Genomic DNA, 25,097 nt, shown 5'->3' with positions numbered 1-25,097 from the left:
TGGCGAGTTCCTTGAACACGGTGAGAACGATGGCAATTAGAGACATCTACGAAACTGACTTCGACGAGGACGTCCAGACGGAGTCGAGCGCGAACCAATGCCCCGAGTGCGACGGCCGGGTCACCACCAACACAGTCGAGACCGTCTGCGAGGACTGTGGCCTCGTCATCGACGAGCAGCGGATCGACCACGGGCCAGAGTGGCGGGCATTCGACGAAGACGAACGGGAGCGCACGGGCGCTCCGTTGACCGCGGCGCGGCACGATCGTGGGTTGTCGACGGAGATCGGCCGCGGGACCGATGCGAACGGGAACGAACTCTCAGGACAGAAGCGACGCCGGCTGTTCCGAATGCGCCGTGAACAGACGCGTGGGCGGTTTCAGTCGAAAGCTGAACGCAACCTTGCACACGGACTCAGTGAAGTTCGCCGGATCAGTAGTGCCCTCGAACTGTCCGAGACGCTTCGTGACCAGGCCTGCCAGCTCTTCCGCAGCGCTCAGAACGAGGACCTCCTGCAGGGTCGGTCGATCGAGGCGATGGCCGCCGCGAGTGTCTACGGGGCGTGTCGGTGTAACGGGCGGCCGCGAACGCTCGACGACATCACCGAATCGGCGCGCGTCGAGCAATCGCGGGTGACGAACGCATACACGACGCTGAATACGGAACTTGGCTTGCCAGCCAAACCCGTGACGCCGAGTGCGTTCGTTCCGCGGTTGGCATCGGAGCTCGACGTCTCCGATCAGATCCGGCAGCGGGCTCGGCAGTTGGCGGAAGCATCCGAATCGACCGGAGCAACCACGGGGGTTCGGCCATCTGGGTTCGCCGCAGCCTGTCTGTACAAGGCCGGACGCGAAGACGGACGGTGGCTCACCCAGTCGAACGTCGCTGACGTTGCGAACGTCTCGGTGGTCACCGTGCGGACCCACCGCGACGCGCTGGACGAACTGGCTGTCTAACGCCCACACTGTTGATTTTCGGTTGTGTTTTGTTGTCTGATTGATGTGAGAGTCATTGTTTAAATCCGAAGACGAAGCATGATACGGCCAGATCATTCTATGACCGACCAGTACGCCGACTACGAAGCCCTCCGACCGCTCGGCGAAGCGACCCACGTTCCCGACGATCAACTCGCCAGTAGTAGTGGCGAGCCCCGGCGGCAGCGCTCTGGTGGCGTCGACACGGACTATCCAGACGACCCGACAGCAGATGAGACCGAGTGCGCTTCCTGTGGAGCGTCGATCCTCACCGGCCAGTCGAAGTGCCGGTTCTGTCTCACGAACCATCTCGAAGCAGCCGATGATCAGGACACATCGAATGCCGAACGGACTCTCCTCCACGTCATCCAGCTACTCGTTGAGGCGTCGACGTTCTACGGCGCCGTCGGGAAGGGATCTGCTGCGGCCACCCTCCTCGCGAAGGGAGATGATGACCCAGTAGTCGATGACTGCAAGCTAATCTACGATCTCGACGAGGAACCGGCCCCACAGCTTGTCGATCAGTGGCCCTCACTCCCCTCGGCGACACGGGTCACGTCTGAATGTGGTAATCAGCTGCTCGCGGCTGCTCGCAACCGGACACCGTGGACAGAGACGACGCAGTCCCGTCACGACGGCGAGCACGCGGCGTTTCTCTACGACGAAGCCGGGAGCGAGGTTCACTCCGAAGATCGTCTTGCAAGCCTACGTGAGGGCGCAGACGACGACCTCTGGCTGGTGCCAGCGATTGCGCTCCAGGAATCCGTTGACAAGACCGATACCGAACAGCCACTACGTGAGCGTCCAAACATAACTCACCTCGAGTGTCGGGAGTGTGGTCGGGAGACTAAGCATCGATTTCGCGAATTCGAGACCGTCCACGATGACGAGTGGACCGGGCAGCCCATGTGGGAGTGTCAGCGATGCGGGACACCCCGCTATGGGCCCGAACCCGAAGCCAGTCAGTAGAGACGGCGTCAGTTTAACCAACGAATCCTGATATCGATTCGTTCTGTTGGTTAACTGGAGGTCAGTTCGTGATCACTCCCGAACCGCCCCGCTGACTGCCCGCCGGTGTTTTTTCGCGCCGTAAATTGGCGGAGGCGCACACATGGACCCACGAGACACCCCCGGCTATCGACTCCACCGCGCGCTCAGTAGCCTCACCAGTATCGACAGCGGCCAATTGGAGCCCGCTGATCAAGAGCGAATTAGCACCGCGACGACGCTCCTCGAGCAGGTAGATTTTCTCACCCAACCGAATACGACGAGGGACGGTGACGTCAACAGAGAATCCTGATAGCTCGACGCGTCGGCAGCGAAACGTCATGTGGCCGTCACAGCGTGAGCAGTTGCTCGCCCCCTGAAGGGGTGCGGGGGCGCGAGACAGCTCCCGAGAACAATCCATGGCAACACTCCAAGCCGCAACGACATCGACCGGCGCGCTCGTATCGGATCCACAGGCAGTCCGCGAGCTCTGTGAGAGCCACTGCTTCGGGACGCTCAACTGGGAGGTGGACGACGACGGCGAACTGATCATCTGGGGCTACGACAGCTTCGAAGTGTACGAGGCTCGTGAGAACGGACTTCCTGACTACGACGGTGGCATCGTCACCCACGAGTTCCTCCGGTCGCTTGCGGAGTATCTCGAACCGAACGAAGAATTCGACATTCAGACAGCCGGATTTACCAAGTGCCGATTTCCCGTGCTGGCGAAACGGTACGTCGTCCGCGACGGTGAGGTACTGTACGCGGACCTCAGTTCCCCCGACCCGATCGACGAGTAGCAGTAGTTGCCGATACGGTTTCTTTGTCCATGACGAGAGCTGGAACAGCCGGTCAGTACAGAATGCGTATTGGTCACCCAGAGCGGTGGGAATCCATGTTTTATATTGGGGCGAACCAAGTAGGGTGGTATGTCTTTACTGCCCTCCACCGGTGACGTGACGGGCGAGCAAGAAGGCGAGATACAGGTTCTCGGTGTTGGCGACGATGGTTCAGCGGACGTGTTTGAGGCTCTTTCATCGGATACGTCCCGGCGTATCCTGACTGCGATTTATGATGAGCCGGCTCCTCCATCAGTACTTGCTGACCGACTTGATATGTCCCTTCAGAACGTCTCCTATCATCTCGATAACCTCGAAGACGTTGGCGTGATTCAGGTAGCCGGCACACGGTATTCCGAGAAAGGAAAGGAGATGAACGTGTACGCGCCCGCCGATGACCCCGTCGTCATGTTCGTAGGCACCGAAGAACGTAAGACTGGCTTCCGTGACCTTCTCAAACGGCTTGTAGGGGCTACTGGACTTCTCTTTGTCATCTCGACTCTACTGTTTGCCTTCCAAGCGTTTGGCCAGCCCGGTGGTGCAAGTGACGACCTGACGCTTCTGGAACTACTATCATTCCCCGGATTGGAATTTCTCCTCGGCGGGTTATTCGTCCTTGGACTGGTCGTCCTTCTGTGGGTCTGGAACAGATAAGCGGAATACCCTCTCCTGTCAAAGTTAATTTTGACCCAAACGCTGTTTTATGCACCACGATGGTCAATTGAGGAGCATGGCACGTACCTCAGAGCAGTCGATTTACACGAAATCTTCAATTATCGGTGGGTTAGTCGGTGGGGTGGCCCACACTGCTCTGGTTGTGTTTCTATGGAACAGTTGGTTTGATGACTTGTGGGATATGCTTATGGCTAAACCACTTAACGGAGCGTACATCCTTCTCGGGATGTTCCTCCTTGGATTCATTCCCGCTCTGTTTTACGTCGGTGAGAAGGTCATATCACCCGCTATCATCGTCGGTGTATTCCTACTCCTTTCAGGGCTCGGCTCGTGGCTGGCAGGCCCAGTTCGTCCACCGTCTGCTGTTCCGACACCATTCGCTCTGTATATTCTGTCTTGGGTCGGGGTCGTCGCTCTCGCGGGCGTGATAGGTGGATTTGAATACCGTCGTAAACAACGAGCCACAAGCTGACTAACACGTTCGATTTTGGGAAGAAACTCCTGAAGTCTCGTCCTCGGGTATGTGCGTGGCCTCCACTTACCGATTTAGCCGCCCCAATATCAGTACTCATCCCGAATAAAGAAGCCTCGCTAGCAACTACTGGTAGCGTTGTTCGTCCCCCGGGAGGGGTGCGAGGCGATCCAGTCGTGGGTCGTCCTACGAGGTGATTGTTCAATGGGCCACCGCGCACTCGTTGCGTACGAACGAACTGACGGACAGTACACGCTCCACTACTCTCATTGGGGCGCAGCCAACCTGAAGCTCAAGCACCGAATCTCGGCTGAAACCCCGTTCGGTGGCGACGACACCGACTCCAAGTGGGCGAAACAGCTGCTGGCGGAACTGGCCGATGGCCTCGAGGCAGATGCCGTCGACGGCTACCTCGCCGGCGAAGACCGCCCGTCGACGGTCGTCGAGCCGAAGCCCCGCGCCACCGGGCTTACCCTCGACGAGATCGTCGCGGACCATCTCGACTATCTCCACCACGAGGCGTTCTTCGTGGTGTCACCCACCTTCGAGGTGACCGCCTACCGGACGCTGTGGTTCGGCCTGCAGTACGACTCGGAGACAATCGACCACGGCGAGACGGTCGGGAACGGCGCGCTCGCGACCGTTCGGTGGCACGACGGCGAGCCGGTCGGCGACGGACATCTGAAGGGGCAGTTCCGGGCACTGAAAGACGTCATTGGCGATATGGTCGACAAGGGTGTGTTCACCCAGTCGACGGCTCGCCAGTACCTCAAGCAGAAGCTCGGCGAGTGGATCGGGAAGCGCCAAGAGTTGCGCATCCCGAGCGGTGAAGCACCGTCTCCGGACGCGACACTCAGCCGCTCGTAGGGCGATTTGCGTCGAAGCAGATGGTGGTTTTTCTGGGGCAGAAAGGACTGAGCCCCACCGTAGGCTCGTGATTTGATGCCCGAGAAACCAGACGACGACCCATTCCACGATTGCGAGTTAGATCCCGACGCAGTCCTCGGGACACGCACCTTCCACGATGTCCTGTTCACCAACGATACCGAGACGCCGGTAAACGTGCTAACCGGCGAGACGCCCGCACATTCGCAGGCGACCGTCGAGGAAGCGAAGGCGTTCGCTGCGAGTATCGACACGGACACACCACAAATCGCGCTCCCGGCCTCTGTCGAGACGCAGGTCGAGACCCAGAGCAAACCCTACACCTCAGCTGCGTTCTTCCACTTCAAGGCGACGGGGTCACTCGAACGACACCGTGCCTACCACGCCGCGTACGACTCGGATGCGTTCACCGTCGACTTCGAGGCCGACTACGCGTCGGGCGATCTAACCATCACAGTCGACCGAGCGAACGAGTCCTAAGAATCGACCGCTAGATCAGGTTTTTCGAGCGCCGGCGATGGGTGCCGGCGCAGCAGGAGCGAGCAACGACTCCCGGTGCGTCGGCGCTTCGAGGTGTTCGAGATGCACATGGTGATTTACGCTCTGGTAGAAGCATCGACAGAAGACGAAGCACTATCCACCGGAAAGACGGTGTTCGACCGCCTGGTCGGCGCGGACCCACACGCTGGCGCCGTCTTCGATTACTACGTCTGTTTTGATGAGGAGGACACGTCCGTTGCGGGGAAGGCGCGATGGGGTGAGTTGCCGACTGCAGCCCCCGTCGACTCCGATGACGGCCAAGACCTGCTTGAGCGTGGCTGGGAGGCGACGAAAGAAGAGTTCGAGCGCAACCTCGACCGGGTGAGGGAGGCACTTGACGAACTTTCCGATGAGGAGATCATGCGCGACGAAGATCTCGCTCGGCACGCCTTCCACCAGGTTGGCGCCTACGACGGGCCAACGATCTTCTTGTACAACGAATATGCGAACGGTATCCGTCACCGTGAGCAGCTGGATCGAGTGCTGGAGGAGAGCGAGGAGCTCTGGATCGTGCCCGCCGACGTCCACTTCTAACAGATGTCCCGGATCACAAATTGGAAGCGCGAGAGCCGCACGCCCACACTCGCATACCGGAATACCGAGACCGGCGCTCGGGCGGTCTTACACCGAGCACCGGATTCATACCGCTACAAGTGGCGTGGCGCAATCCTCGTCGACGGCTACCCGGTGTGGTCGCGGGGGTACGAGACGAAGGACGCGAAATCGTTCCGTGACGAGCTCCGGGAACGGCCAGCGCCCGAACTGAGTTGTCCCGAGTGTCCGAACAGCGATGTGGCAATCGGCGGAAAAACGGCTGACGGCGCGAAGGTTCAGCGTTGGTTCGAGTGTCGGAGCTGTGGGTATGAATCCCCGTCACAGCTTGTCTATGGCGCTGAGCGCTAAGTTATCAATATACCCATAAAAGTCAGTCTCGGTCAATAAGATCTATCAAATCCTCAAATTTGGTGTTTTGAATCAATCGGCGATATTGAGTATCGTCACAGTATGAACAGAATGGACACTCATCATTATGCTGTTTGTCATATCGAGGCATACGGGTAGAGAAGTTAGTGAATGTTTCAATTTCAACAAACGAGGGGGAAAATGGATATTCTTCAATATTCGTTTTTACTAGCTCGCCGGCAAGCAAAATTCCAGCCAAGGTGGACACAAAGGGGAGAGCCGCATCTGGGCCTTCTTCCTCCTCATCCGGATCTGGAATTGAACCGTTATCCAGGGTAGCGCAGGCAGGAGTATATGAACTTTCGCCGGGGGGAAAGTGGCACAGGAGACAGGCATCCACGATCGGAATGTGCCGTGCCACGTTTACGGAGGATTCGTTTGTTGTGGTTTCGAGCATTAGCGGGGGCCGACTGTATTGTATATCCGCCCTCGCCTGATCGCTATCAACTTCTGGGAGAACGATATCCGGGACAACATCATCCTGTGCCCTAGACGCGCCATACCGCTCTGAAAAGGTTCGAACGTCAACACTGTCGCATATGAAACGTTCCCCAGCGAGAGTTTTATTCCGTTCCTCAGCAGCATCTTTCACATTGAAAATCGGTGATCGATTGAGGTTCGAGTATTCAACAACATCTGGATCAGTGAGCGTGAATGTGCCCTCAATAGGGAGCATAGGGAGCATATACAAAAGTGAGGAACCGATTGACCCGACGCCAACCAGCTCAACGGTACCTAGTTCAATATCATCTGGAAAGGCAGGTGCGGTGGTATGCAATTCGCCCGGTTCCACCCGCAATGTGAGCGCATCAAATGTGAAATTCCCTGGTTGTTGTTCGGGAGGGCAGCCAATCAGAGACTTGAAGAGTTCAGCGATGCCGAAGCAGGCGGCAGCAGCAGGGCCAATAGGATTTGGTGAAGTCTCATTGAAACCTCGAATTTGTTCATTTCGTGTGATGCGTGCGGCCCACCCACAGCTATCAATACGTATTATTTTTTCCGCTTGAACGGAAGGGTTCCCGATGGTCAGGGCACAAGAATAGTCGGTGTCACTATCTGCAATCTCTTCTCGATCAACCCCCGTGAACTCCCCAAAAGGATCACCCAGTTCCATCTCAGTAACTGCTCTCGTACGGAGTCTCTCAGGGAGTAACGGGTGTGAAACCAGGCTTTCTAGTGGAATATCTGGATACGCGAGATCAACGTTCCGGTTGAATCGACTCGCAAGAACAGCAGAGGTAAGAGCCATTACTTGCCCAGAAACATTCGTCGCCTTGTCTTGCTCAATCGCGAGCAAAATTGGCGCGTCTTGATAGTGGTCTGAATTCGTGACAAGATTTGTCCGGTCATCTCGCTTCTCGTAAAATCCCGTTTCTGAGATAGGAAGGGCACTCGGATCTGGAGGTTGTAAGGTCATTATCGAGTATCTATTTTAAGCGGTGCAGTCGGAGTAGTGAACGTCGAAGAGATCTCGGTGTCATTCAATTTACGGAATGTTTCTGTGCCTGCTTCATATCGATGAACACCACACTTCGTGAGTGGGAGCATACCCTCAGTGCCATAGTCCGGAACGATTACCGAATAATACCCATCATAAACAGTGAACGCCTCATCATCGTCCACTCCTGAATGGTGTGTCCCAGCACCCGGATGACTGTGTACTGTACCAAGTACAGCAATGTCATTGTCGTGTACCGCCCGTGTTACTCTTGCATTTGCTCCTGTGGAGACCTCGAAATGGCCAGGTCCAGTCTCAGCTTCAGGAACAATACACGTTGTGACGAATGTAACAGGAATGTCCTCAAGCGTGACGCCCGCCCAATACGCAACACCCTCATGGCTCTGGCCGACCGGAGCGTGGCTTCGAAGCGCTTCACAAGTGGTTTCACAGACTCTAGCTGGAACTACCACAGAAGGATACTGCTGTTCTATTCCTGCTCCCTCATCAAATTCTTGTGACTCCTCGTTTCTACGGAACTTCGCTATGAAATCTTGTATACGACGAGTTATTTGTATCATTAAATCACCAACAGTAGTACGAGGGGATCCAAGTCATTCTGAGAGGCGCCCCTGGTAATGGTCGTTCGTAATCCGCTTATCAATAAGCATGAGAATACGCGTTAAGGTAGTATAGCTGCCGGCCTCATCTTTCCAGCGGGCAATGGAATGGCGATTCCATTCATCGTGGTGCGTATCGACATCCAGGTACATCTTCCGATTGAATCCGTGGCAAAGTGCCGGTGTTTGTTTGAGAAGGAGGGCCTGACCTGCTCCACGGTCGTCGAAGTAAGCCTTTGGAACCCCTCGCTCACCGGTATTTGGATGTATGAGTTCAACATACGGAGGAGCCTGATCATAATTACTACATTCGAATTCAATAATATATTCCTCATCATCGCTAGCCGTCATGCGAGTCGTGATAACAAGGTCATCAAGATCTGCGTCAACTTCCCAGCCTAACTGATCGGCACGATGATTGATACCCTCCAGCTCGTCCCGGATGAGCTGCTCACTCACCCGTCGCTTCATCTTCCGGCGCCTTTTCCTCGGTCCGTCCAGATCACGGTTTCGCCATCAAGGTCGTAGCTCACCAGCGTCCGGTTTGGCTTGAGTTCTTCCTGACCTTCATCGGTAATCCGAGCAAGTGTTGGATTATTCGTGTTCTGGATGCCAAACTCGTCGGCAGCTTTCTCAGCAGACTCGCTGACTTTAGTAGATTGGTCAAAGGAGAACTCGTCACTCTTTCCATTAGGAGCTTCAATCGTTATGGTGAGTTGAGGAGGCATATCTGTTACTAGCCGCGTTCGCCTTTTAAGTATTTGGTTGACATCTGAATAACAATAGGGCACTGACTGGCCGGACTAAATCAAAATACGCGGCTGAAGAATCGCTGATTTCAACCAATCATTAGCAAGAGACATTTGTATTTTTCGGGCCGAGAGGGGTGGCCCGTTTCGATCGGGCCAAGTTCAAATATGGGTCTGGAAATTATCGACCGTCACAGTGAAGCACTGTTCGAGTTCCTCTGGTGTCCAGTCTGCGGGCACGAGGTATTCAGTCACATTCCCTTCGAAGGTGTGTTCTGCAAGAACTGCAACACACAGGTCGAACTCCAAGAATCCCGAGAGACACGCGGCTACGAGGAGGCCGTCCTCGCCTGCTTCGACACCCACTCAACGTGGAACCTCCACGTCGACGAAAAGCTCCGTCGCGATCTACCCGATGGGTCGGCACGGGTGAAGATCCTCGGCGCACCGAGTGCCTACAAGGTCGACTGGTGGAGTCCAGCACCCGGCGATGACTGGCAGCCGGTCGAACAAGGCGAGTTCGACGATGTCGACGAACCAGCCGATGTCTCCCATCTCGCGTAGGGGAAAGCAGTTCCTGTGGCTGTTTTTCGCCCCCTGAGGGGTGCGGGGGGTGCTCGAACGAGTAGCTCCCGAACAGACCGATGAGTAGACCTAGCGACACACACTCGATTGAACAGACATGCCCAGCGAGCGACTGCGACATCGCCTACGTCGGGTATCGGCAGAGCGGGCAGGCTATCGTTGAGAAACGTCCCGGCCAAGAACGGCTCACACCAGAGCGGAGTCTCGCGCTGGTGAATCACAGTCCCTCGGGATTCGAATGGGGATATAGTGGTAGTGGTCCGGCGCAACTCGCGCTCGCACTCCTCCTCGACTACACGGGAGATGAGGCGTTCGCCCTCGACCACTACCAGGCATTCAAAACCGAGGTCGTGAGCCAGCTGGACTGCGCTGGGTCTGGTGAACGCTGGCGACTCACGGGACCCGAGATCGACGCAGTCCTTCACGAAACACCCGGCGAGCCGGTCGCACCATCCATCTGAACTAATCACCGAAAGAAATCCATGTCAGAACATACCCAACCATCTCGAGCGGATGGCGAATCGGCTGAATCGAGCGAACAGACGACACGAACGGAGTACGTCGAACGAAGTGACGTCGGCGTCTCCCTCACCGTGAAGCTTACTCGCGGGACGGGCACCCGCGATCAGGACAAAATCGTGGCCAAAGCGAAAGGCAAGACTCTCGAAGACGCTCGCGAGGACATGGAGATTCTTCGGGAGTACATCCACGATCTCGCTGAGGACGCTCGCCAGATCCAACCCGAGGAAGAAGACGAGTAACGGCGGGGGCTGTTTTTTGTCGCCTCAGCAGTAGCGGAGGCGATCATCAGTGAGCAATCCTGACGGTCAATCGACTGACGTGAGCGAGCTTTCACCAGAACAACGGCTCGAACCCCCGAATACGCGGCTCATCAACGCGGGTATCGTGACGATCAACGATATGGAGACGCTGCGAGCCTGTGTCGCCTACGAGAACGCGAATCAGCAACGGATCCCGATTCTTCGCCGGCTCAAAGATCGGGCCAGCGAAATCCGCGCACAAGACGATTGACCCAACGCCCGGAGGTGTCTGTCGGAGCCTCGGTGGGTGGAGGCTCAATCCAGATGAGCGATCGACCAGAGATCGAGATTCAACGACAGACCGCATTCGGTGACGATGGCCAACTCGAAGTAACCGAAACAAGCGTCGAGACCTCGCTTGAGGACTTCGGCGCTGACGTGGATCATCGTGACCGGGGTTCGCGTCTTGATCAGCCCGAGGCGAGTGAGTTCGGCGTCGACGATCGACCCGAAGTTGAGCAAACATCCGAGGGAGATCAGTCAACACTCTTCGCTGACACGGACGAGGATCAGCAGACCCTCGCTGGCGACGATGCAGCCGCTCGCTGTCTCTTCGAAGAATAGACTTGCCTGGCTCTGTTGAAATCCTCAGAGAGTTACAGGTTCGCCCGGTAGTCTGACCGGATGGAGGCCCTCCCAAAGTCGCAGTTGCTTCGGTTCGTTGAGCAGGCGTATCACTTGGCTCGACGAGCTGTTGTCCGCTACTCGTCGAAGTTCTCTAAACGGCGCTACACACTCCACCAGCACATCGTCTTGCTCTGTCCCAAGGTGCGGAAGAATACGACGTACCGGACGCTTCTTGACGAACTTATCGAAATGCCTCGGATTCGGAGCGCCCTTGATCTTGAGGAACTCCCATCTCCTTCGACGTTGTGCAAAGCGTTCGACCGGCTCGATATGGCCGTATGGCGCGTCCTGCTCAACCTCTCGGTCACACTCCTTCCGACCAACGGTGTCGTCGGTATCGATGCATCCGGTTTCGACCGTAGTCACGCCTCGAAACACTACACGAAGCGAACGAAGCTGACGATTCAGCAGTTGAAAGTCACACTTCTCGTGGACACGAGAGCGAATGCTATCTTTGATCTCCACGTGACAACGACCAGAAAACACGACTCGAAAATCGCGCCGTCACTCATCAAGCGGAACGCCGGTGAGGTTGCGATTCTCCTCGGTGACAAGGGATACGACGACCAGAAGATTCGGGCGTTAGCCCGTGAGGCGAATCTTCGCCCGCTTATCAAACATCGAGAGTTCTCGTCACTTCACAAGGCGTGGAATGCTCGGCTGGATGCTGATCTCTACGGTCAGCGCAGTCAGAACGAGACGGTAAACTCCCGCCTCAAACGGAAATACGGCGCATTCGTCCGCTCACAGTACTGGTGGAAGCAGTTTCGGGAACTCACCATCGCCTGTTTCACTCATAACATCGACCAATCACTCTAATTGGTAGATACAGAGGTTGCATCCAGCAGATTGTCGCCTGCCAATTCAGACTGTGAAGCAGAATTGGTGTTCGTGATTAAATGATAATATAGGTACCAGGTAAAGCCTAAGCAATAGAGCTCTTTCAGCAACTCCAACTTGAGGTAGTTATACGAACCACACTTAGTCACATTCATATTAGATAAACTACATATCTACGCGGAGCATATCCTGGGATGTCGCGATGAACGTCACTGACAACAGAAACCGAACGAAAATTCTCACGAGGTATCGAAGCGATGGTAATTGAAACGTCTCCTGCTGCCGAGCTCTTGCTCATCGGCCGAGTACTGCTCGGCGGCGTCTTTACGTATCTCGGCATCAGTAACATGCTCGATGCTGGATCCAATATCGAGTATGCTCGCTCGGCAGGGGTTCCGTTAGCAGGTATCGCCGTCCCCGCATCTTTCGTGCTGCTCATCCTGGGCGGACTCGGGATACTACTCGGGGTATATCCAGTGGTCGCCAGCGTCGGAGTCGTTGCATTCTTCGCCGGTGTCACCCCCGCGATGCACGCATTCTGGCGCATCAAGGACCCTGAGGAGCGGAGCCAGGAGAAAACGCAATTCATGGTCAATCTCGCGTTGCTCGGGAGCGCATTCATCGTGCTGGCACTCGGTACCGCGACGTGGCCATACTCCCTGTAACCACAGACCCTACTCAATCTAACATGACTTCAGACAATGCAACTCCAGCATTCGATGGCTTGTTTGCGGATACTGACATTGAACCGGACTTCCTGAAGACGCTTCGTGCTCACGACCCCGAGTTCGCAGACCACGTGGCTGCAATCGCACGAAACGCCGGCGCAGACAACGCGCTGTCTGCACAGACGAAGACTCTCATCACGCTTGCACTTGATGCCGCTGATGGAAACACATCTGGCGTAAAAAACCTCGCTGCTGTTGCCCGAGCACAAGGCGTTTCGGAGCAAGAACTCGCAGAGACGGTGAAGGTAGTTGCCAATCAGGGTGGCCTCGGACGACTTGCGGCCGCCGTCCACGCTCTAGAGGAGTAACTCAAACGCCGGGCGTCTCCGTCGGCTCATCGTCCGTCTCGCCAACCCACTCTGTACTCCACTCGTCGATTGCATCAAAAACTGGGCCAAGTGCCTCGCCCTTCTCGGTCAGGCTGTAATGTGTTTCAACGGGCGGCCCTGGCTCGACGTGACGGTCGACAATACCGTCTTCTTCAAGTGATTCGAGGACCCGCGAAAGCGTGTACGAACTCGCCCCAGAGGATCGTTTCAGCTCATTGAATCGATGGTCGCTATCGAACAGGTTGTAGAGAATTCGAAGCCGCCACTTGGTACCGAACTGATCGAGCGATTGGACACCTGCACACGCTGTCGGTGTGAGTTCGCGCACCTCTCGGAGGTTTTCATCGATATCCTCATCGGACTCTGGAACCATACTAGCTATTCGACAGTCACTCATGTAAGATTTTGTCATGCATGGCCGCATATGCTCAAATAGCGCTGTCCGCGCAGGCTATGACGCAGTTGTGTGTCTTTATTCACGATTGTGAGGTGCCGTGAAATCGATATCAGGGCCGACTGGGACGAAACCGGTCGGGTTGATATCCGTGTGACTCCGGTAGTAATGTTTCTTGATATGGTCTACGTTGACCGTCTCCGAGACACCGTCGTGTTGGTAGATGTCACGGGTGTATCCCCACAGGTTAGGATAGTCGACGAGTCTGCGGACGTTGCATTTGAAATGTGTATAATAAACTGGGTCGAACCGGACAAGGGCGGGGAAGAAGCGGAGGTCGGCGATACTCAGGGAATCGCCGACGAGGAATCGCTGGTCGCCGAGAACGTCTTCCCAGTGGCCAAGGGCGGCGAACATGGTCTTGACCGCCTGCTCGTAGGTCTCCTGTGAGTCTGCAAAGCCAGCCGTGTACACTCCTTGGAGAATCGGTTCGTACAGCTCCTCGACGACCGCATCGATGCGGTCACGTTCGCCCGCCGGATATAGGTCGTACTCGTCGCTGTGGTCGGCAAAGGCCGTCGCGAGCATCTCGATGATCTCGATGGATTCGTTGTTGACGATGGTCTCTTCCTCCCGGTCCCAAAGGACTGGCGTGGTGACGCCACCAGTGTACGTCGAGTCGGCTGCCGTGTACACTTCGTGGAGGTAGTCCAAGCCATGCAGCGTATCCGGTGTACAACCGGGTTTGTCTGGCCTGAATTGCCAGCCCTCACTCCCTCGGAACGGGTCGACGATATCCATCGAGATGACGTCTTCGAGTCCGAGCAGTTTTCGAACCAGCGCGGCGCCGTGAGCCCATGGACAGGCTCGGGCGATGTACAGGTGATAGCGGGCCGATTCCGGAGGATATCGGGAGTCGGAAGCGATTCGCTCCCGGAACGAGTCGCCGCGTCGGTTCTGGTCGTTCTCGGTCAGTTCGTCAGTCGTCTTCCAGTGGCCGTCGATGAGGCGTCCCATATGTGAGAGGATGTGTTCTGTCGGTTATTGTGTGAGATTAGACCGTCTCGGAGACAGGTTCTTTGAGTTCGATGAGGTAGCCGAATGGGTCCCGAACGTAGATTGCTGGGGCTTCACCTGTCGCACCGTCGGGTGTTCCTTCTCTCTCGATGATGACACCAGCGTCCTCAAGCTCCTGTTTGACATCCGTGATGTCCTCGTTCAGAATAATTGCGAGGTGGTCGAAATTCTCCCGCTCGGGGTGGACGAACTCTTCGGTCGGTCTGATGTGGATAATCGTGTCTGCTGTGAGCCGGAAGTGAAAAATCGGCGATTCTCCTTCTTTGTACTCGTCGAATCCTTCGAGTGCCAATCCGAGGTGACCCTGATAGAATTCGATTGCATGCTCTATCTCATCCTCCGGAATGCGGAGGTGGATGTGGTCGATTCGTCGTGCGTCCATCGTTCGATTTGATATAGAGTCGTCTGGGGAATATAGTTCAGGCAATCCGAGTCTGATCAGGTCACACTCGGCTAACCACCCACTCTGCAGAATGTGTCCGCAGGAATGAGCACTCTGATTGAAATTATATTCCGTAAGTATCCGTCCGAGATACGCGTTCTGTATTCAGCACGGCCCCAACAAACCGTCAATAACTGAGGATTTCAACAGAGCCACTTGCCTCTATCGATTGATTGTCTGATGAATTGTTATAGTCTGAACTATAATAGTCTGAATTCTAACTTTGAAGCGAGGCTGAGGGGCTAATAGCCGGTGGTGGTTTTTCGACCCCCGGCAGGGGCGCGGGGAATCCGAACGCCCGCATACAACCGATGGAGATGAAATCGACTACCGATCCACGAGCAGTCGTACAGGATGCGAGTGAGCGATGGCAGGCGAGTGCAGACTGCGTTGAGTACGTCGGAATGCGTGTCGATGGAACGCCAGTGGTCCTGAACCTCACCGCACACGAACGCCTCTCCCCAAATCGAAGTCTCGGTCTCGTGCGGCATAGCCCGGCGGGATTCGACTGGGGCTATACGGGAAGCGGACCGGCACAGCTCGCCTGTGCGCTCCTCCTCGATTACACCGACAACGAAACCGTCGCCCAGCAACACTACATCCAGTTCCGCAACGACGTAGTCAGTCAGCTGGTGTGTGATGGCCCGGCCGACTGCTGGCACCTCACCGGGGAGGATATCGAGGCGGCACTCGACGAATTCGAAGAGTCCCGAGCACTCACGCCAGATGGTGGGACGCCGTCATCGTCACTGCCGGCGAATTGGAGTGCGGTGAGCCGGACAGATCGGACAGTCTTCCAACGTCGGGATATCGACCACTACGTCGTCCTCGCCGAAGGGAGCGAAGAGTGGTTGATCATACTTTGTGCGCAGGGGGACCGGGCGTATCCCGCCCCGCTTGACCATCGAACACTTCCGGTCGAGAACGACCCTGCCTCAGCTGTTCAGGCACTCGTCGCTGAGAGTAACGACCTCGTCGAGCCAGAGGAGGACATCTGATGGAGAATATCCGACTCTCGCGGGCCACGTATCAGCTCATCGAACGCGCCGTCACGGCGCTGGAGTGCATCGGCCGAGAACTCGAGCGATACAACGCCCGGCACGAGCGAACGGCTGGGAAAGACACAGACGAGACGAATCCCGACGAATCATGACCGCCAAAGCGACGCTTGACGATTTCGAAGGCGAGAATTCAGCCGGTGAGTCTCGCTCGCTCACACTGGAAGAGCGACTCCTCACCCCAATTTCCCCATCCACCGGTCTGCGGGTGATTGCCGGGCGCGGCGATCCGCTCTATCTCCAAAATCTGGGAACAGAACGGTATCTCTTCCGCGACGATCATAACCGGTGGTTCATCCTTCAACCCTCAGCGAAGGACTCAGAGGACACGTTCGTCCGGTGGGTGTATCTCCCAGCAGACCGGCCCGAACGGCTAGCGCAGTCGGCGCTTCGTCGACGGACAGTGATCGGCTATGATTATGTTCAGCGGTCGGCTGCACCAGATCCAGTCAGGTCGACGGTGACGGCGATGTTCGTCACGGAACCGTGGCCCGAGACGGCCTACGAGTGTGGGTCGTGTGAGGCGCTGTTCGACACGGCACAAGAGCACGCCCTCCACTGCTGGGACGACCATCCGTGGGTACCAAATCCTGAACAGGTGCGCCGTCGACGCCACGCCGACGAGTGAATTGAAGAGCCGAAGCCAGGTGTCGGGACCGCCGGATGATTAACCAACAGTGCTGGATTCTTGGGTAGAATGTTGGTTAAGAGTGGTTGTTTTTGCGCCCGTGAGAGGGGCGCAGGGCGCGTGATGAGAGCGCCGGCGCGGGTGACGAATCCGATTTCGAGGTGACTGCAATGAAAGACCCAGAATCCAGAACCGTGTTCGCTGGCGTCGACGGACGAACCGATACAGAACTACCCGACTGGTATCGCCGGAAGAAAACGATCGACGAACCGAAGTCCTTCGCCGAGACGGTTCGTGACCTCCCGCAGGCCGTCGAGACGACAGTCGCATACCGGAATCCCTATTCCGACGAGTGGGTCGAAACGGAGCGCTTCAACGCCTTAGTCGAGCCGACGAGAGCGCGCGACCACGCGACAGACGATGAGCCCGACGAAGACCCACTATTTCACGTTCCTACGGACAGTTACGCGATCATCAATCCGGTGGACGTGTACGGACCACTAGAGGAGGTCCTTCGGGAGGAGACCATCGACGGAACGCCGCTGGGCGAGGTGATGTTCGGCGAGATCCGGCGCTACCGGGGCGGCGGCGAGGTCCATATGGACATCATGTTCGACGGCCTCGAAGTCCGGCTTCCAGGCCGGGCGGACCCGATCACGATGGGTGTGACCTCCGGCTACGACTTCTTCGGTGAGCACGCCGTCTACGTGGAGGGATTCGCTCAGGACGGGTACTGCTCGAATTCGATGCGCTCGCTCACCGATAAAGAGGTCATCAAGCACGTCGGGGACGTTCGGGACTTCCGAACCTGGTGGGAGGAGGTCCTCGCACAGGTCGAACTCGTCGCCGACGATCTCTTCGAGTTCATCCGAGACGCCCAGGAGATCGATCTCGAGTTCTCCGAGCTCCCGTTCACCGTCACGGAGTTCTACAGTCTGCTTGGCTTCCCGGACTACCTCGCAGAGCGTGCTGCCGAGGATGCCGAGGCGAACGCGGCGTCACCGTTCGAGATCGATATGTGGACGCTGCACTCCGGCGCGACGTACGCGCTCACCCACTTCTTCCAGGGAAAAGAGGGCACGTCCCTCGACCAGTACGTCCGCGTTGCGAACGACATCCTGTTCAACCCGGAAGGCACCATCGAGCGCGTCGAACGGGCCTACGAGGAGCAGCTGGAGGCGGACGGCGACGACGGGTCGCAGGCATCGCTCGCCGGCGAACGAGCGCTGGCGAGCATCGAGCGCGTCAGCGACGACCTACAGGAGAAAGTCGAGCAGTTCGAAGAACGCGAAGATGCGCTACGTGAGCGGTTCCAAGAGGCGATGGGCTGATTGTCAGAGTGGCGTTCACTGAGAGGGTCTAACAGGGGATTATATGAGCGGCTCCGGTTCCTCGTTATATTCGACTACTAATTCGACATCCTCAGGACCGAGTTCATCACGTTCCGCTTCCAGCGTATCAAGAGCGTCTTTAACCGGGAAGAAATCCGGCTTCTCGAGGGCATCTTCTGTCGCCCAACTGTATCGAACCGTTTGCTCGGAATCGATGAGGAACACGGCACGCTGCGGGACGCGCTCGTGGTTCTCCCATCCGTCATAACAGACATCATATGACTCGGCAACGCTCCCGGAGCTATCACTAAGTAACGGGAAATTCAGGTCGTATTCCTCGGCGAATGCTCGGTGGGCGTAGACGCTGTCACCAGAAATTGCCCAAACCTCGAGAGCTGGTGTCAGCTGGAACCACTCTGCATCGCTAATCGTACACAATTCGTTTGTACACACAGGACTGAAATCAAACGGGTAAAAGACCAGCAACGCAGCCCGATCATCCGCAGTTGTCTCATCCAAGCTGTACTCGGTTTGTGCTCCGTCACGGAGACCTGGAAGAGTAAATGACGGTGCAGACGCTCCCTCGTTTATCATGTGTCAAAGTAGCACACGGAGAAAGGATAGTCTTTGGGCCAACACTCTGGCCTGAATTATCGACCCCCAGATATGGGATCAAGTTCACTAAAACCTGTACGTCAGGAGTTCGCCGTCGCCCACTCAAGAAGGGGTTCTAATCTCGAACGAATCTCATTTCCCTCGTCAGTTAGCGCGTATTCGACACGTGGTGGAATCTCATTATACTGCGTCCGTGAGACGAGTCCTGCCTCCTCGAATTCGTCGAGGCGTTTCGAGATTGTCGACGTGCTCGCTGTGGGAAGGTGGTCTTCGATCTCCGCGAACCGCAGTGAGTCGTGTGCGCCGATGATGCTGACGAGTTGCATCGCGTATTTCCGGCTCAACGTGTCGATAACTCCTGTGAGCGGGCAGTAGCACGTCCCGTCGACATCGCACGCGGGCGCCGATGAAGTAGTATCTGCCATAGCTTCGTGGCCTCCAACCTACTCTATAGCTTCGGACTCTGGAGTATAAGAACTTCCCGTCGTAAAGTATTGGCACTGATGACCCACACCCCCGACTATGATCTCGTGATTCTCGGCGGTGGCGCCGCAGCCTTCGCCGCGATCACTGAAGCGAGCCGCCGAGATCTTTCAACGGCGATGGTGAACACCGGCCTTCCTATCGGCGGGACGTGCGTGAACGTCGGCTGTGTCCCGAGTAAGCATCTGCTCGCCGTCGCCGAGAACGGCGCTGCAGCGTCGGAGAATCCTTTCGACGCCGTTCGATACCCCGAGGAACCGACTGTCGACTGGGCCGACGCCCTCGACGGCAACGACGAACTCGTCGAACGGTTCCGGCAGGAGAACTACGTCGACGTCGCTGAGCACTTCGAGACCGACATTTACAAGGGCTACGGCCAGCTGGTCGACGACACGACCATCGAGGTCGTCGACGGCGCCGACGAGGGCGCGCGCATCACTGGGGAGAAGGCGCTCGTCGCGACCGGAAGTTCACCGTGGACACCACCCATCGACGGCCTCGACGACGTCGACTACTACACGAGCGAGACCATCCTCGAGGAGCGCGACCTTCCCGAGAGTATCCTGATGCTCGGCGGCGGGTATATCGCGCTGGAGTGGGGCCAGATACTCCACCGTGTCGGCGTCGACGTGACGGTTCTCCAGCGCTCCGGTCACGTGCTCTCAGATATGGAAGGCCAACTTGGTCGCGAGATGCAGCGTGCATTCGAGGAGGAGGGCATCGAGGTGATCACCGGCAACGACTTCCAGCGCGTCCGCACGCTAGCAGCCGACGGCGGCGCCGAATCGATTCAATCAGGCGTCGCCGTCGAAACGACCATCGACGGAGACGAGCGAACGGTCACCGGCGACGCGCTGTTCGTCGCGACCGGCGTCCAGCCGAATAGCGAGGGAATCGGCCTCGATACGGTGGGGGTCGAAACGAACGACGACGGGACAGTCCACGTCGACGAGCACTTCCAGACGACGAATCCCGACGTCTACGCAGCGGGCGACGTGATCGGCGACCCCGAACTGGAGACGGTCGCCGCCAAAGAGGGCAATCACGCCGTCAAGAACGCCTTCGGGGACGAGGGCGTCAGCATCGACTACGATGCCGTCCCCGCAGTCGTCTTCACCAGCCCCGAAGTCGCAGCCGTCGGCACGACCGAACGCGAGTATATGGACGAACACGGCACCTGTTCGTGCCGGACCGTCCAGATGGAGGACGTCCCGCGGGCGAAGGCGGTCAAGAACACTGACGGCCTCGTCCAGGTCGTCAAGCACCACGAGACCGACGATATCGTCGGCGTCCACATGGTCGGCCCCCGTGCCGCCGACATGATTATGGAAGCCACGCTAGCGGTGACGTTCGGCCTCACGGTCGACGACATCATCGACATCGTCCACCCGTTCCCGACGTTCTCCGAGGCGTTCAAACAGGCCTGTCAGGCGTTCCGACGGGACACGTCGACGATGAGTTGCTGTATCGAGTGAATCTCACTCCGGGTTGGCCGGCGCAGTACTGCGGAGGAGCATCGTCTTCACGCGACCGACCCCATCGAAATCACGGAGCCGATACACGAGTTCCCGCACCCGTGCCGCATCGCCGTGACAGAAGACGGTCTCCAAACACCACTCCCCCTGGTGAGTGTGGCTCATCGTCTCGATGACGTCCTGAAACTGGTGCTGGGCAGAATGGAGATCGTGAATCACCTCGTGATGCTGGTAATCGAACGCCAGTACAGCGACGACCTCACCGGAAACCTCTTCGAGCTGTGAATGTCCCTCGATGTATTCCTGCATCGCTTCACGAATTGCCCGCGAGCGGGAGTCCAACCCCTCAGCCTGCCATGTCTCATCGAACTCCTCAAGAATATCCTCAGACACGTTCAAGCTCGTGCGCATACTCCCCAATTGATCCCCTACTGTCTTGACCCCTCGATTATTACGGAATTCCCGTTTCAGTCTTAACAACCGCTATACAGCGCAGGGATAGAGGAATAAATGATGCTCCACGGTGAGGCGTTACCAGTATTGGTCGGCGCGATTGCGCTCGGATTTGTGCACGGCATCGAGCCCGGACACGGATGGCCAGTCGCCGCGAGTTATGCGCTCGACCAATCCAACAAGTGGCTCTACGGACTCGCCGCCAGCTCGCTAATCGGCATCGGCCACCTCATTAGCAGTCTGGCGATGGTCGGCGTGTTCTTCTATGCGAAATCCTACTTTCAGCTGACCCAAGTGAACGAGCCGATCTCGATTCTTGGCGGCATTACCATCGGCGGTCCAGTGAGTATCGTTGCAGGCGTTTTACTCATCGGACTCGGGGTTCGAGAGTACACACACGGTCATTCCCACCAGCACGAGGACGAACATGGGCACAGCCATGGACACGACCACGATAAGCATACGGAGGAGCAGTCGAGCCACCACAGTCACGGCACGTCACCCACGCACGAACACTCCTCAGATGGGCTTCTTACACGCGTAAAAACTCGGCTTCCAGGAATCGGCGGGCACTCCCACGAGCACGGAGCCGATCCAGGTACTGACGCCGACCGCGGACTACTCGGAATCGCCTGGTTCGCATTCGTCCTCGGGTTCGCTCACGAGGAGGAATTCGAGATTATCGGCCTCTGTGCCGGTTCGACGTACTGTCTGGAACTCATGACCGCATATGCGCTGACGGTCATCGTCGGTATCGTCGGGTTAACGATGCTCCTCATCGCCGGCTATCAGGAGTATGAAGAAACGGTGGAGAAGTATACACCGTACCTGCCACTGTTCTCAGCGACCGTCCTCGTCGTCATGGGACTCGGCTTCATCGCCGGCGTCTTCTGAATCACGTCGAACGCTCTCCACCGTCCCATTCTCAGTGAGGTCAATAAGCGCGCGATTTAGCAATTCCCGAAGGACGAACTCCTCGTAATGCTGGGTCGCACAGTACTCGCACGGCTTCATCTCTCGTGCCACCGCTTCGATGTCGTCGCCGTGCTCCCCATAGAGCCTCTCCACGAGCCCTGCTAATTCGGCTGTCGCGGTGTCCTGCGCCCCAGCGAGCGTCTGCTCAGCGTCCTCTGGAAGCTCATACGAGAATATCCGCGTGTTCGACTTGTAGTACTTCCGTGTCCCCCCACCAGCTTCCTCGAGACGGGCGATCTCAACCATCCCTGCGTCCTTCAGGACGTTCACGTGGTGGCGCACCGTCGTCTCCGCCTTTTCCTCGCCACGACGATGCAGTTCGTCGTGGATCTCCTCAATCATCAGCTCCTCGGCTGCGAGCATGTCGAGGATCTTCGCCCGAACGTCGTTCTCCAGTGCCTTCGCTTTCTCCGGGTCCGTCGTCACGACTTCGCGGATCGGCACGTTAGATTCGAGGAGCGCCATTATTGTGACGAGGTAAGTGGACGACTACGGTAAGAGTAACGCCACGCTCCCGACAGCAGTATTAGTATCTCGAAACCGCTATAACGTTTGTCATAATGGTTATCCGCGTCGCAGGATAACCAACAGGCACGATGGGAACGACACACGAACAATTCAACGTCGGGGGGATGTCCTGCTCGTTTTGCGCCGAAAGCATCGAGAAGGCCTACAGCCGAACCGATGGTGTCGAGGACGTCGACGTGAGTCTCGCCCACGAGGAAGTTCTCGTTGAATACGACGACGACCTGCTGAGCGAGGTGGCGGTGAAGGACACACTCCGGGACCTCGGCTACACCATCCGAGACCCGGACAAGGCGAAACGATACGAGCAGCAGCAGGCCGAACTCGCCGACGGGAAGCGCCGTCTCCTCATCGCCGGCGGCGCATCTATCGTTGTCGCTGCCCTGATGGGATGGATGATTTTCGTAATGGGACGCTTCGAGTCAGCGTCACCGGCGATGGATCTGGTGGCCTTGGGGCTGGCCCTCGGGACGATGTTCGGTCCCGGGCGCTACATCAAACAGAAGGCGTTCCAGAGCCTTCGCCGGGGGATCTTCAACCAGCACGTCCTCCTAGAGGCGGGCGCCTTCGCAGGGCTCCTCGGTGGGTTACTCGGCCTGTTTGTCTTCCCGAGCTTCCCGACCGTCCACTTCTTCGCCGTCTCCGTGTTCATCACCACCTACCACATCCTCTCCGAATATACGAGCCTCATCGTCCGCACACGAGCCTCACAGGCCGTGCAGAACCTGCTCGACCTCCAGCCCGACACAGCACGCCGCGTCAGTGATGACGGTGACGTCGGGGAAGTTCCCCTTGACGATCTCGACGTCGGCGACTACGTCCGGGTCAAACCTGGCGAGAACATCCCCGTCGATGGGACGGTCGTCGAGGGAGAGTCCACCGTCGACGAGTCAGTCGCCACCGGCGAGTCCATCCCCGAGGAGAAAACGGGCGGCGACACGGTGATCGGTGGTAGCGTAAACGAGACCGGGACGCTGCTCATCGAGGTAACTGCAACCGGGGAGGACGCGTTCCTGAATCAGGTGGCACGCGAGATCGAGGAGGCGCGGGCGATGAAACCCGGCATTATCCAGCTCGCCGACCGCGTCCTCAAGTACTTCGTCCCAGGCGTCTTGACGATTGCCGCGCTCTCGTTCCTCTTCTGGGTGGTCGCACCGCTCGCGTGGGGGGCAGCTCCCAATGTCCAGCGCGGGGCGTTCGCAGCGCTGGCCGTTCTCGTCCTCGGTTATCCGTGTGCGCTTGGGATGGCGACACCGCTCGCCCTAATTCGGGGTGGCGGGAAGGCGGCGAACCGCGGCATCCTGATGCGGTCGGGCGACGCCTTCCAGATATTTCCCGATGTCGACCACGTTGTGTTGGACAAGACCGGCACCATCACCGTCGGCGAACCTGCCGTCAGTGAGGTCGTCGCGTTCGGTGCCGACGAGGTGGATGTACTCACGACTGCAGCCAGTGCAGAGGCGTTCTCCGAGCATCCTCTCGCTGATGCAATCCTCGAATTCGTCGACGAGCAAGATGTCGAGGTCGCTGACCCCGATGCTTTCGACTCCGTGACCGGCAAGGGCGTCCGGGCAACCGTAGCCAGCGACGACGTGCTGGTCGGGAAACCGGGCTGGCTCAGCGACGAGGGAATCGACCTGTCGAAGGGCGGCGACGATATTGAGCGACTCCAGGGCCGCGGCCTCACCGTCTCTGGGGTCGTCCATGGCGGTGACCTCATCGGCTTGATCGGCATCGGCGACGAAATCAAATCCGACGCCGCCGAGACCATCCAGCGGATGCGCGACGCCGGTATCACACCCGTGATGCTCACCGGCGACAACGAACGCACCGCACAGGCTGTCGCCGAGGAGGTCGGCATCGATCGCGTTATGGCCGACGTCCTCCCCGACGAGAAACGCGAAGAGATCGGTCGCCTGCAGGAAGCCGGCCACCGTGTGGCGATGGTCGGCGACGGCATCAACGACGCGCCCGCACTTACGCAGGCGGACATCGGCATCGCAATCGGCGCAGGGACCGACATCGCCATCGAGTCGGCGGATATCGTCCTGATGGGCGACCGGCTCGGCGGCGTGATGGACGCCTACGAGATTGGGAGCGAGAGCTATCGGAAGACTCGCCAGAATCTCGCAACGGCCTTCGCGTTCAACGGTATCGGTGTCGCCGCTGCGACCACCGGGCTCGTTCATCCGGTGTTCGCGATGCTCGCGATGGTGCTGTCGGTCTCGGCCGTCCTCGCCAACAGCTTCGCTGGCCAGCTTCTCTCGGGCAAGGGTATCAACACCGAGTTCGCCCTCGACGAACGCACGGACGGTGACGTGAGCGACGGCCGGACGGCGGCCGATTAGGCCACGACGTCGTAGCCAGCCTGTTCGATTGCCGCGTTCACCTCATCATCGGAGACCTCATCCTCGAGGACCACGTCGACCGTGTCGTCGTCGTGGTCGGCCTCGACCCGATTCACACCGTCGAGGTTTCGCAGGGCGGTCTCCACGTTCTGTTCGCACCCGTTGCACGACATCCCGGTGACTGAGATCGTCTTTCGCTCCATACGGGACTGTAAATACTC

37 protein-coding genes are annotated in these 25,097 nt (G+C 57.7%); 25 read left to right on the top strand and 12 right to left on the bottom strand.

What is annotated here, in order from left to right; all coding sequences use genetic code 11:
- Window positions 1-29 precede the first annotated feature (29 nt).
- The 10 genes from NJQ98_RS18000 to NJQ98_RS17960 all read left to right on the top strand — a co-directional run bounded on the left by NJQ98_RS18000 (window position 30) and on the right by NJQ98_RS17960 (window position 6,275).
- Window positions 30-956: a transcription initiation factor IIB gene (locus tag NJQ98_RS18000; RefSeq protein WP_262181270.1), complete on the top strand. Its 927-nt coding sequence runs from the start codon at window positions 30-32 to the stop codon at window positions 954-956.
- A gap of 99 nt (window positions 957-1,055) precedes the next feature.
- Window positions 1,056-1,943 carry a biosurfactant protein 1 gene (locus NJQ98_RS17995; RefSeq protein ID WP_262181267.1) on the top strand — a complete coding sequence of 296 codons (888 nt, stop codon included), beginning with the start codon at window positions 1,056-1,058 and terminating at the stop codon, window positions 1,941-1,943.
- Between the two features lie 142 nt (window positions 1,944-2,085).
- The gene (locus tag NJQ98_RS19115) at window positions 2,086-2,274 is read left to right on the top strand and encodes a DUF8012 family protein (RefSeq protein WP_348533589.1); all 189 of its coding nucleotides are present in this window, start codon (window positions 2,086-2,088) and stop codon (window positions 2,272-2,274) included.
- A 106-nt stretch (window positions 2,275-2,380) separates the two neighbouring features.
- Entirely contained in the window at window positions 2,381-2,761 is a 381-nt protein-coding gene (locus NJQ98_RS17990; RefSeq protein WP_262181265.1) for a hypothetical protein, read from the top strand.
- A gap of 129 nt (window positions 2,762-2,890) precedes the next feature.
- The gene (locus NJQ98_RS17985) at window positions 2,891-3,454 is read left to right on the top strand and encodes an ArsR/SmtB family transcription factor (protein ID WP_262181262.1); all 564 of its coding nucleotides are present in this window, start codon (window positions 2,891-2,893) and stop codon (window positions 3,452-3,454) included.
- Between the two features lie 76 nt (window positions 3,455-3,530).
- The gene (locus NJQ98_RS17980) at window positions 3,531-3,947 is read left to right on the top strand and encodes a hypothetical protein (RefSeq protein ID WP_262181259.1); all 417 of its coding nucleotides are present in this window, start codon (window positions 3,531-3,533) and stop codon (window positions 3,945-3,947) included.
- 204 nt (window positions 3,948-4,151) lie between these two features.
- Window positions 4,152-4,814 carry a DUF6735 family protein gene (locus NJQ98_RS17975; RefSeq protein ID WP_262181256.1) on the top strand — a complete coding sequence of 221 codons (663 nt, stop codon included), beginning with the start codon at window positions 4,152-4,154 and terminating at the stop codon, window positions 4,812-4,814.
- 75 nt (window positions 4,815-4,889) lie between these two features.
- A complete protein-coding gene (locus NJQ98_RS17970) occupies window positions 4,890-5,312 on the top strand; it encodes a DUF8025 family protein (RefSeq protein ID WP_262181253.1) in 423 nt (140 codons plus the stop codon).
- A gap of 102 nt (window positions 5,313-5,414) precedes the next feature.
- Entirely contained in the window at window positions 5,415-5,906 is a 492-nt protein-coding gene (locus NJQ98_RS17965) for a DUF7995 family protein (RefSeq protein ID WP_262181249.1), read from the top strand.
- A gap of 3 nt (window positions 5,907-5,909) precedes the next feature.
- Window positions 5,910-6,275, top strand: coding sequence for a DUF7568 family protein (locus NJQ98_RS17960; protein WP_262181247.1), 366 nt, complete (start codon window positions 5,910-5,912; stop codon window positions 6,273-6,275).
- A 22-nt stretch (window positions 6,276-6,297) separates the two neighbouring features.
- Here the strand turns inward: NJQ98_RS17960 and NJQ98_RS17955 are convergent, their stop codons facing one another.
- From NJQ98_RS17955 to NJQ98_RS17940, 4 genes are read right to left on the bottom strand one after another with little or no spacing between them, the layout of a single operon-like run.
- Complete coding sequence (locus NJQ98_RS17955) at window positions 6,298-7,752, bottom strand: ThiF family adenylyltransferase (protein WP_262181244.1); 1,455 nt, start codon at window positions 7,750-7,752, stop codon at window positions 6,298-6,300.
- Window positions 7,752-8,354 (bottom strand): Mov34/MPN/PAD-1 family protein, encoded by a 603-nt coding sequence (locus NJQ98_RS17950; protein WP_262181241.1) that lies wholly within the window; start codon window positions 8,352-8,354, stop codon window positions 7,752-7,754. Before NJQ98_RS17950 ends, NJQ98_RS17955 begins: the two co-directional genes overlap by 1 nt.
- A gap of 33 nt (window positions 8,355-8,387) precedes the next feature.
- Complete coding sequence (locus tag NJQ98_RS17945) at window positions 8,388-8,852, bottom strand: hypothetical protein (protein ID WP_262181238.1); 465 nt, start codon at window positions 8,850-8,852, stop codon at window positions 8,388-8,390.
- 8 nt (window positions 8,853-8,860) lie between these two features.
- The gene (locus tag NJQ98_RS17940; protein WP_262181234.1) at window positions 8,861-9,121 is read right to left on the bottom strand and encodes a ubiquitin family protein; all 261 of its coding nucleotides are present in this window, start codon (window positions 9,119-9,121) and stop codon (window positions 8,861-8,863) included.
- 189 nt (window positions 9,122-9,310) lie between these two features.
- On the opposite strand from NJQ98_RS17940, the gene NJQ98_RS17935 reads away from it, so the two are divergent.
- The 8 genes from NJQ98_RS17935 (at window position 9,311) to NJQ98_RS17900 (ending at window position 13,051) form a co-directional block, all read left to right on the top strand.
- On the top strand, window positions 9,311-9,706 hold the full coding sequence (locus NJQ98_RS17935; protein ID WP_262181231.1) for a DUF7567 family protein: 396 nt from the start codon (window positions 9,311-9,313) through the stop codon (window positions 9,704-9,706).
- Window positions 9,707-9,786: 80 nt separating this feature from the next.
- Entirely contained in the window at window positions 9,787-10,188 is a 402-nt protein-coding gene (locus tag NJQ98_RS17930) for a DUF6166 domain-containing protein (protein WP_262181227.1), read from the top strand.
- 21 nt (window positions 10,189-10,209) lie between these two features.
- A complete protein-coding gene (locus NJQ98_RS17925; RefSeq protein WP_262181224.1) occupies window positions 10,210-10,488 on the top strand; it encodes a DUF7389 domain-containing protein in 279 nt (92 codons plus the stop codon).
- A 49-nt stretch (window positions 10,489-10,537) separates the two neighbouring features.
- Window positions 10,538-10,759, top strand: coding sequence for a DUF8129 domain-containing protein (locus NJQ98_RS17920; protein WP_262181222.1), 222 nt, complete (start codon window positions 10,538-10,540; stop codon window positions 10,757-10,759).
- A 53-nt stretch (window positions 10,760-10,812) separates the two neighbouring features.
- Entirely contained in the window at window positions 10,813-11,112 is a 300-nt protein-coding gene (locus tag NJQ98_RS17915; RefSeq protein ID WP_262181219.1) for a hypothetical protein, read from the top strand.
- A gap of 60 nt (window positions 11,113-11,172) precedes the next feature.
- On the top strand, window positions 11,173-11,994 hold the full coding sequence (locus NJQ98_RS17910; protein WP_262181218.1) for an IS5 family transposase: 822 nt from the start codon (window positions 11,173-11,175) through the stop codon (window positions 11,992-11,994).
- 278 nt (window positions 11,995-12,272) lie between these two features.
- The gene (locus NJQ98_RS17905; protein WP_262181215.1) at window positions 12,273-12,680 is read left to right on the top strand and encodes a DoxX family membrane protein; all 408 of its coding nucleotides are present in this window, start codon (window positions 12,273-12,275) and stop codon (window positions 12,678-12,680) included.
- A gap of 23 nt (window positions 12,681-12,703) precedes the next feature.
- Window positions 12,704-13,051: a carboxymuconolactone decarboxylase family protein gene (locus NJQ98_RS17900; RefSeq protein ID WP_262181213.1), complete on the top strand. Its 348-nt coding sequence runs from the start codon at window positions 12,704-12,706 to the stop codon at window positions 13,049-13,051.
- 1 nt (window position 13,052) lies between these two features.
- Here NJQ98_RS17900 and NJQ98_RS17895 read toward each other — a convergent pair whose 3' ends face one another.
- The 3 genes from NJQ98_RS17895 to NJQ98_RS17885 form a co-directional block, all read right to left on the bottom strand.
- The gene (locus NJQ98_RS17895) at window positions 13,053-13,445 is read right to left on the bottom strand and encodes a winged helix-turn-helix transcriptional regulator (RefSeq protein ID WP_262181212.1); all 393 of its coding nucleotides are present in this window, start codon (window positions 13,443-13,445) and stop codon (window positions 13,053-13,055) included.
- 99 nt (window positions 13,446-13,544) lie between these two features.
- Entirely contained in the window at window positions 13,545-14,483 is a 939-nt protein-coding gene (locus tag NJQ98_RS17890) for a glutathione S-transferase family protein (protein ID WP_262181209.1), read from the bottom strand.
- A gap of 37 nt (window positions 14,484-14,520) precedes the next feature.
- Window positions 14,521-14,925 carry a VOC family protein gene (locus NJQ98_RS17885; protein WP_262181206.1) on the bottom strand — a complete coding sequence of 135 codons (405 nt, stop codon included), beginning with the start codon at window positions 14,923-14,925 and terminating at the stop codon, window positions 14,521-14,523.
- A gap of 371 nt (window positions 14,926-15,296) precedes the next feature.
- Between NJQ98_RS17885 and NJQ98_RS17880 the strand changes: the two genes are divergently transcribed.
- The 4 genes from NJQ98_RS17880 (at window position 15,297) to NJQ98_RS17865 (ending at window position 18,002) form a co-directional block, all read left to right on the top strand.
- Window positions 15,297-15,983, top strand: coding sequence for a DUF6166 domain-containing protein (locus tag NJQ98_RS17880; protein WP_348533588.1), 687 nt, complete (start codon window positions 15,297-15,299; stop codon window positions 15,981-15,983).
- Window positions 15,983-16,138 (top strand): hypothetical protein, encoded by a 156-nt coding sequence (locus NJQ98_RS17875; RefSeq protein WP_262181201.1) that lies wholly within the window; start codon window positions 15,983-15,985, stop codon window positions 16,136-16,138. The genes NJQ98_RS17880 and NJQ98_RS17875 overlap by 1 nt, the downstream gene beginning before the upstream one ends.
- A complete protein-coding gene (locus NJQ98_RS19110; RefSeq protein WP_348533587.1) occupies window positions 16,135-16,671 on the top strand; it encodes a hypothetical protein in 537 nt (178 codons plus the stop codon). Before NJQ98_RS17875 ends, NJQ98_RS19110 begins: the two co-directional genes overlap by 4 nt.
- A gap of 170 nt (window positions 16,672-16,841) precedes the next feature.
- Entirely contained in the window at window positions 16,842-18,002 is a 1,161-nt protein-coding gene (locus NJQ98_RS17865) for a hypothetical protein (RefSeq protein WP_262181197.1), read from the top strand.
- A 39-nt stretch (window positions 18,003-18,041) separates the two neighbouring features.
- Here NJQ98_RS17865 and NJQ98_RS17860 read toward each other — a convergent pair whose 3' ends face one another.
- Together NJQ98_RS17860 and NJQ98_RS17855 are read right to left on the bottom strand one after the other, a co-directional pair.
- Window positions 18,042-18,596, bottom strand: coding sequence for a redoxin domain-containing protein (locus NJQ98_RS17860; protein WP_262181195.1), 555 nt, complete (start codon window positions 18,594-18,596; stop codon window positions 18,042-18,044).
- Between the two features lie 101 nt (window positions 18,597-18,697).
- A complete protein-coding gene (locus NJQ98_RS17855) occupies window positions 18,698-19,042 on the bottom strand; it encodes a winged helix-turn-helix transcriptional regulator (protein ID WP_262181193.1) in 345 nt (114 codons plus the stop codon).
- Between the two features lie 78 nt (window positions 19,043-19,120).
- On the opposite strand from NJQ98_RS17855, the gene merA reads away from it, so the two are divergent.
- A complete protein-coding gene (gene merA / locus NJQ98_RS17850) occupies window positions 19,121-20,575 on the top strand; it encodes a mercury(II) reductase (protein WP_262181192.1) in 1,455 nt (484 codons plus the stop codon).
- 3 nt (window positions 20,576-20,578) lie between these two features.
- On the opposite strand, the gene NJQ98_RS17845 is transcribed toward merA, so the two are convergent.
- Window positions 20,579-20,986, bottom strand: a complete 408-nt coding sequence (locus tag NJQ98_RS17845) for a CopG family ribbon-helix-helix protein (protein ID WP_262181190.1) — start codon at window positions 20,984-20,986, stop codon at window positions 20,579-20,581.
- A 102-nt stretch (window positions 20,987-21,088) separates the two neighbouring features.
- Between NJQ98_RS17845 and NJQ98_RS17840 the strand changes: the two genes are divergently transcribed.
- Entirely contained in the window at window positions 21,089-21,922 is an 834-nt protein-coding gene (locus NJQ98_RS17840; protein WP_262181187.1) for a hypothetical protein, read from the top strand.
- On the opposite strand, the gene NJQ98_RS17835 is transcribed toward NJQ98_RS17840, so the two are convergent.
- Window positions 21,869-22,468: an ArsR/SmtB family transcription factor gene (locus NJQ98_RS17835; protein ID WP_262181186.1), complete on the bottom strand. Its 600-nt coding sequence runs from the start codon at window positions 22,466-22,468 to the stop codon at window positions 21,869-21,871. The genes NJQ98_RS17840 and NJQ98_RS17835 overlap by 54 nt on opposite strands.
- Window positions 22,469-22,599: 131 nt before the next feature.
- Here NJQ98_RS17835 and NJQ98_RS17830 point away from each other — a divergent pair, with 131 nt between their 5' ends.
- Window positions 22,600-24,876, top strand: a complete 2,277-nt coding sequence (locus tag NJQ98_RS17830; protein WP_262181184.1) for a heavy metal translocating P-type ATPase — start codon at window positions 22,600-22,602, stop codon at window positions 24,874-24,876.
- Here the strand turns inward: NJQ98_RS17830 and NJQ98_RS17825 are convergent.
- Window positions 24,873-25,079: a heavy-metal-associated domain-containing protein gene (locus NJQ98_RS17825; RefSeq protein ID WP_262181182.1), complete on the bottom strand. Its 207-nt coding sequence runs from the start codon at window positions 25,077-25,079 to the stop codon at window positions 24,873-24,875. The genes NJQ98_RS17830 and NJQ98_RS17825 overlap by 4 nt on opposite strands.
- Window positions 25,080-25,097: the final 18 nt, after the last annotated feature.

The sequence above is a fragment of the Haloarcula laminariae genome (assembly GCF_025457605.1).
GTDB classification, from domain to species: Archaea; Halobacteriota; Halobacteria; order Halobacteriales; family Haloarculaceae; genus Haloarcula; species Haloarcula laminariae.
Note: the sequence above shows the minus strand (reverse complement) of the source record. Positions and strands in the feature narration are given on the sequence as shown.

What these genes read in the sequence shown, in the direction of transcription:
- NJQ98_RS18000 (WP_262181270.1), top strand. Translation starts at nt 30, where the DNA reads ATGGCAATTAGAGACATCTACGAAACTGACTTCGACGAGGACGTCCAG.
- NJQ98_RS17995 (WP_262181267.1), top strand. Translation starts at nt 1,056, where the DNA reads ATGACCGACCAGTACGCCGACTACGAAGCCCTCCGACCGCTCGGCGAA.
- NJQ98_RS19115 (WP_348533589.1), top strand. Translation starts at nt 2,086, where the DNA reads ATGGACCCACGAGACACCCCCGGCTATCGACTCCACCGCGCGCTCAGT.
- NJQ98_RS17990 (WP_262181265.1), top strand. Translation starts at nt 2,381, where the DNA reads ATGGCAACACTCCAAGCCGCAACGACATCGACCGGCGCGCTCGTATCG.
- NJQ98_RS17985 (WP_262181262.1), top strand. Translation starts at nt 2,891, where the DNA reads ATGTCTTTACTGCCCTCCACCGGTGACGTGACGGGCGAGCAAGAAGGC.
- NJQ98_RS17980 (WP_262181259.1), top strand. Translation starts at nt 3,531, where the DNA reads ATGGCACGTACCTCAGAGCAGTCGATTTACACGAAATCTTCAATTATC.
- NJQ98_RS17975 (WP_262181256.1), top strand. Translation starts at nt 4,152, where the DNA reads ATGGGCCACCGCGCACTCGTTGCGTACGAACGAACTGACGGACAGTAC.
- NJQ98_RS17970 (WP_262181253.1), top strand. Translation starts at nt 4,890, where the DNA reads ATGCCCGAGAAACCAGACGACGACCCATTCCACGATTGCGAGTTAGAT.
- NJQ98_RS17965 (WP_262181249.1), top strand. Translation starts at nt 5,415, where the DNA reads ATGCACATGGTGATTTACGCTCTGGTAGAAGCATCGACAGAAGACGAA.
- NJQ98_RS17960 (WP_262181247.1), top strand. Translation starts at nt 5,910, where the DNA reads ATGTCCCGGATCACAAATTGGAAGCGCGAGAGCCGCACGCCCACACTC.
- NJQ98_RS17955 (WP_262181244.1), bottom strand. Translation starts at nt 7,752, where the DNA reads ATGACCTTACAACCTCCAGATCCGAGTGCCCTTCCTATCTCAGAAACG.
- NJQ98_RS17950 (WP_262181241.1), bottom strand. Translation starts at nt 8,354, where the DNA reads ATGATACAAATAACTCGTCGTATACAAGATTTCATAGCGAAGTTCCGT.
- NJQ98_RS17940 (WP_262181234.1), bottom strand. Translation starts at nt 9,121, where the DNA reads ATGCCTCCTCAACTCACCATAACGATTGAAGCTCCTAATGGAAAGAGT.
- NJQ98_RS17935 (WP_262181231.1), top strand. Translation starts at nt 9,311, where the DNA reads ATGGGTCTGGAAATTATCGACCGTCACAGTGAAGCACTGTTCGAGTTC.
- NJQ98_RS17930 (WP_262181227.1), top strand. Translation starts at nt 9,787, where the DNA reads ATGAGTAGACCTAGCGACACACACTCGATTGAACAGACATGCCCAGCG.
- NJQ98_RS17925 (WP_262181224.1), top strand. Translation starts at nt 10,210, where the DNA reads ATGTCAGAACATACCCAACCATCTCGAGCGGATGGCGAATCGGCTGAA.
- NJQ98_RS17915 (WP_262181219.1), top strand. Translation starts at nt 10,813, where the DNA reads ATGAGCGATCGACCAGAGATCGAGATTCAACGACAGACCGCATTCGGT.
- NJQ98_RS17910 (WP_262181218.1), top strand. Translation starts at nt 11,173, where the DNA reads ATGGAGGCCCTCCCAAAGTCGCAGTTGCTTCGGTTCGTTGAGCAGGCG.
- NJQ98_RS17905 (WP_262181215.1), top strand. Translation starts at nt 12,273, where the DNA reads ATGGTAATTGAAACGTCTCCTGCTGCCGAGCTCTTGCTCATCGGCCGA.
- NJQ98_RS17900 (WP_262181213.1), top strand. Translation starts at nt 12,704, where the DNA reads ATGACTTCAGACAATGCAACTCCAGCATTCGATGGCTTGTTTGCGGAT.
- NJQ98_RS17895 (WP_262181212.1), bottom strand. Translation starts at nt 13,445, where the DNA reads ATGGTTCCAGAGTCCGATGAGGATATCGATGAAAACCTCCGAGAGGTG.
- NJQ98_RS17890 (WP_262181209.1), bottom strand. Translation starts at nt 14,483, where the DNA reads ATGGGACGCCTCATCGACGGCCACTGGAAGACGACTGACGAACTGACC.
- NJQ98_RS17885 (WP_262181206.1), bottom strand. Translation starts at nt 14,925, where the DNA reads ATGGACGCACGACGAATCGACCACATCCACCTCCGCATTCCGGAGGAT.
- NJQ98_RS17880 (WP_348533588.1), top strand. Translation starts at nt 15,297, where the DNA reads ATGGAGATGAAATCGACTACCGATCCACGAGCAGTCGTACAGGATGCG.
- NJQ98_RS17875 (WP_262181201.1), top strand. Translation starts at nt 15,983, where the DNA reads ATGGAGAATATCCGACTCTCGCGGGCCACGTATCAGCTCATCGAACGC.
- NJQ98_RS19110 (WP_348533587.1), top strand. Translation starts at nt 16,135, where the DNA reads ATGACCGCCAAAGCGACGCTTGACGATTTCGAAGGCGAGAATTCAGCC.
- NJQ98_RS17865 (WP_262181197.1), top strand. Translation starts at nt 16,842, where the DNA reads ATGAAAGACCCAGAATCCAGAACCGTGTTCGCTGGCGTCGACGGACGA.
- NJQ98_RS17860 (WP_262181195.1), bottom strand. Translation starts at nt 18,596, where the DNA reads ATGATAAACGAGGGAGCGTCTGCACCGTCATTTACTCTTCCAGGTCTC.
- NJQ98_RS17855 (WP_262181193.1), bottom strand. Translation starts at nt 19,042, where the DNA reads ATGGCAGATACTACTTCATCGGCGCCCGCGTGCGATGTCGACGGGACG.
- merA (WP_262181192.1), top strand. Translation starts at nt 19,121, where the DNA reads ATGACCCACACCCCCGACTATGATCTCGTGATTCTCGGCGGTGGCGCC.
- NJQ98_RS17845 (WP_262181190.1), bottom strand. Translation starts at nt 20,986, where the DNA reads ATGCGCACGAGCTTGAACGTGTCTGAGGATATTCTTGAGGAGTTCGAT.
- NJQ98_RS17840 (WP_262181187.1), top strand. Translation starts at nt 21,089, where the DNA reads ATGCTCCACGGTGAGGCGTTACCAGTATTGGTCGGCGCGATTGCGCTC.
- NJQ98_RS17835 (WP_262181186.1), bottom strand. Translation starts at nt 22,468, where the DNA reads ATGGCGCTCCTCGAATCTAACGTGCCGATCCGCGAAGTCGTGACGACG.
- NJQ98_RS17830 (WP_262181184.1), top strand. Translation starts at nt 22,600, where the DNA reads ATGGGAACGACACACGAACAATTCAACGTCGGGGGGATGTCCTGCTCG.
- NJQ98_RS17825 (WP_262181182.1), bottom strand. Translation starts at nt 25,079, where the DNA reads ATGGAGCGAAAGACGATCTCAGTCACCGGGATGTCGTGCAACGGGTGC.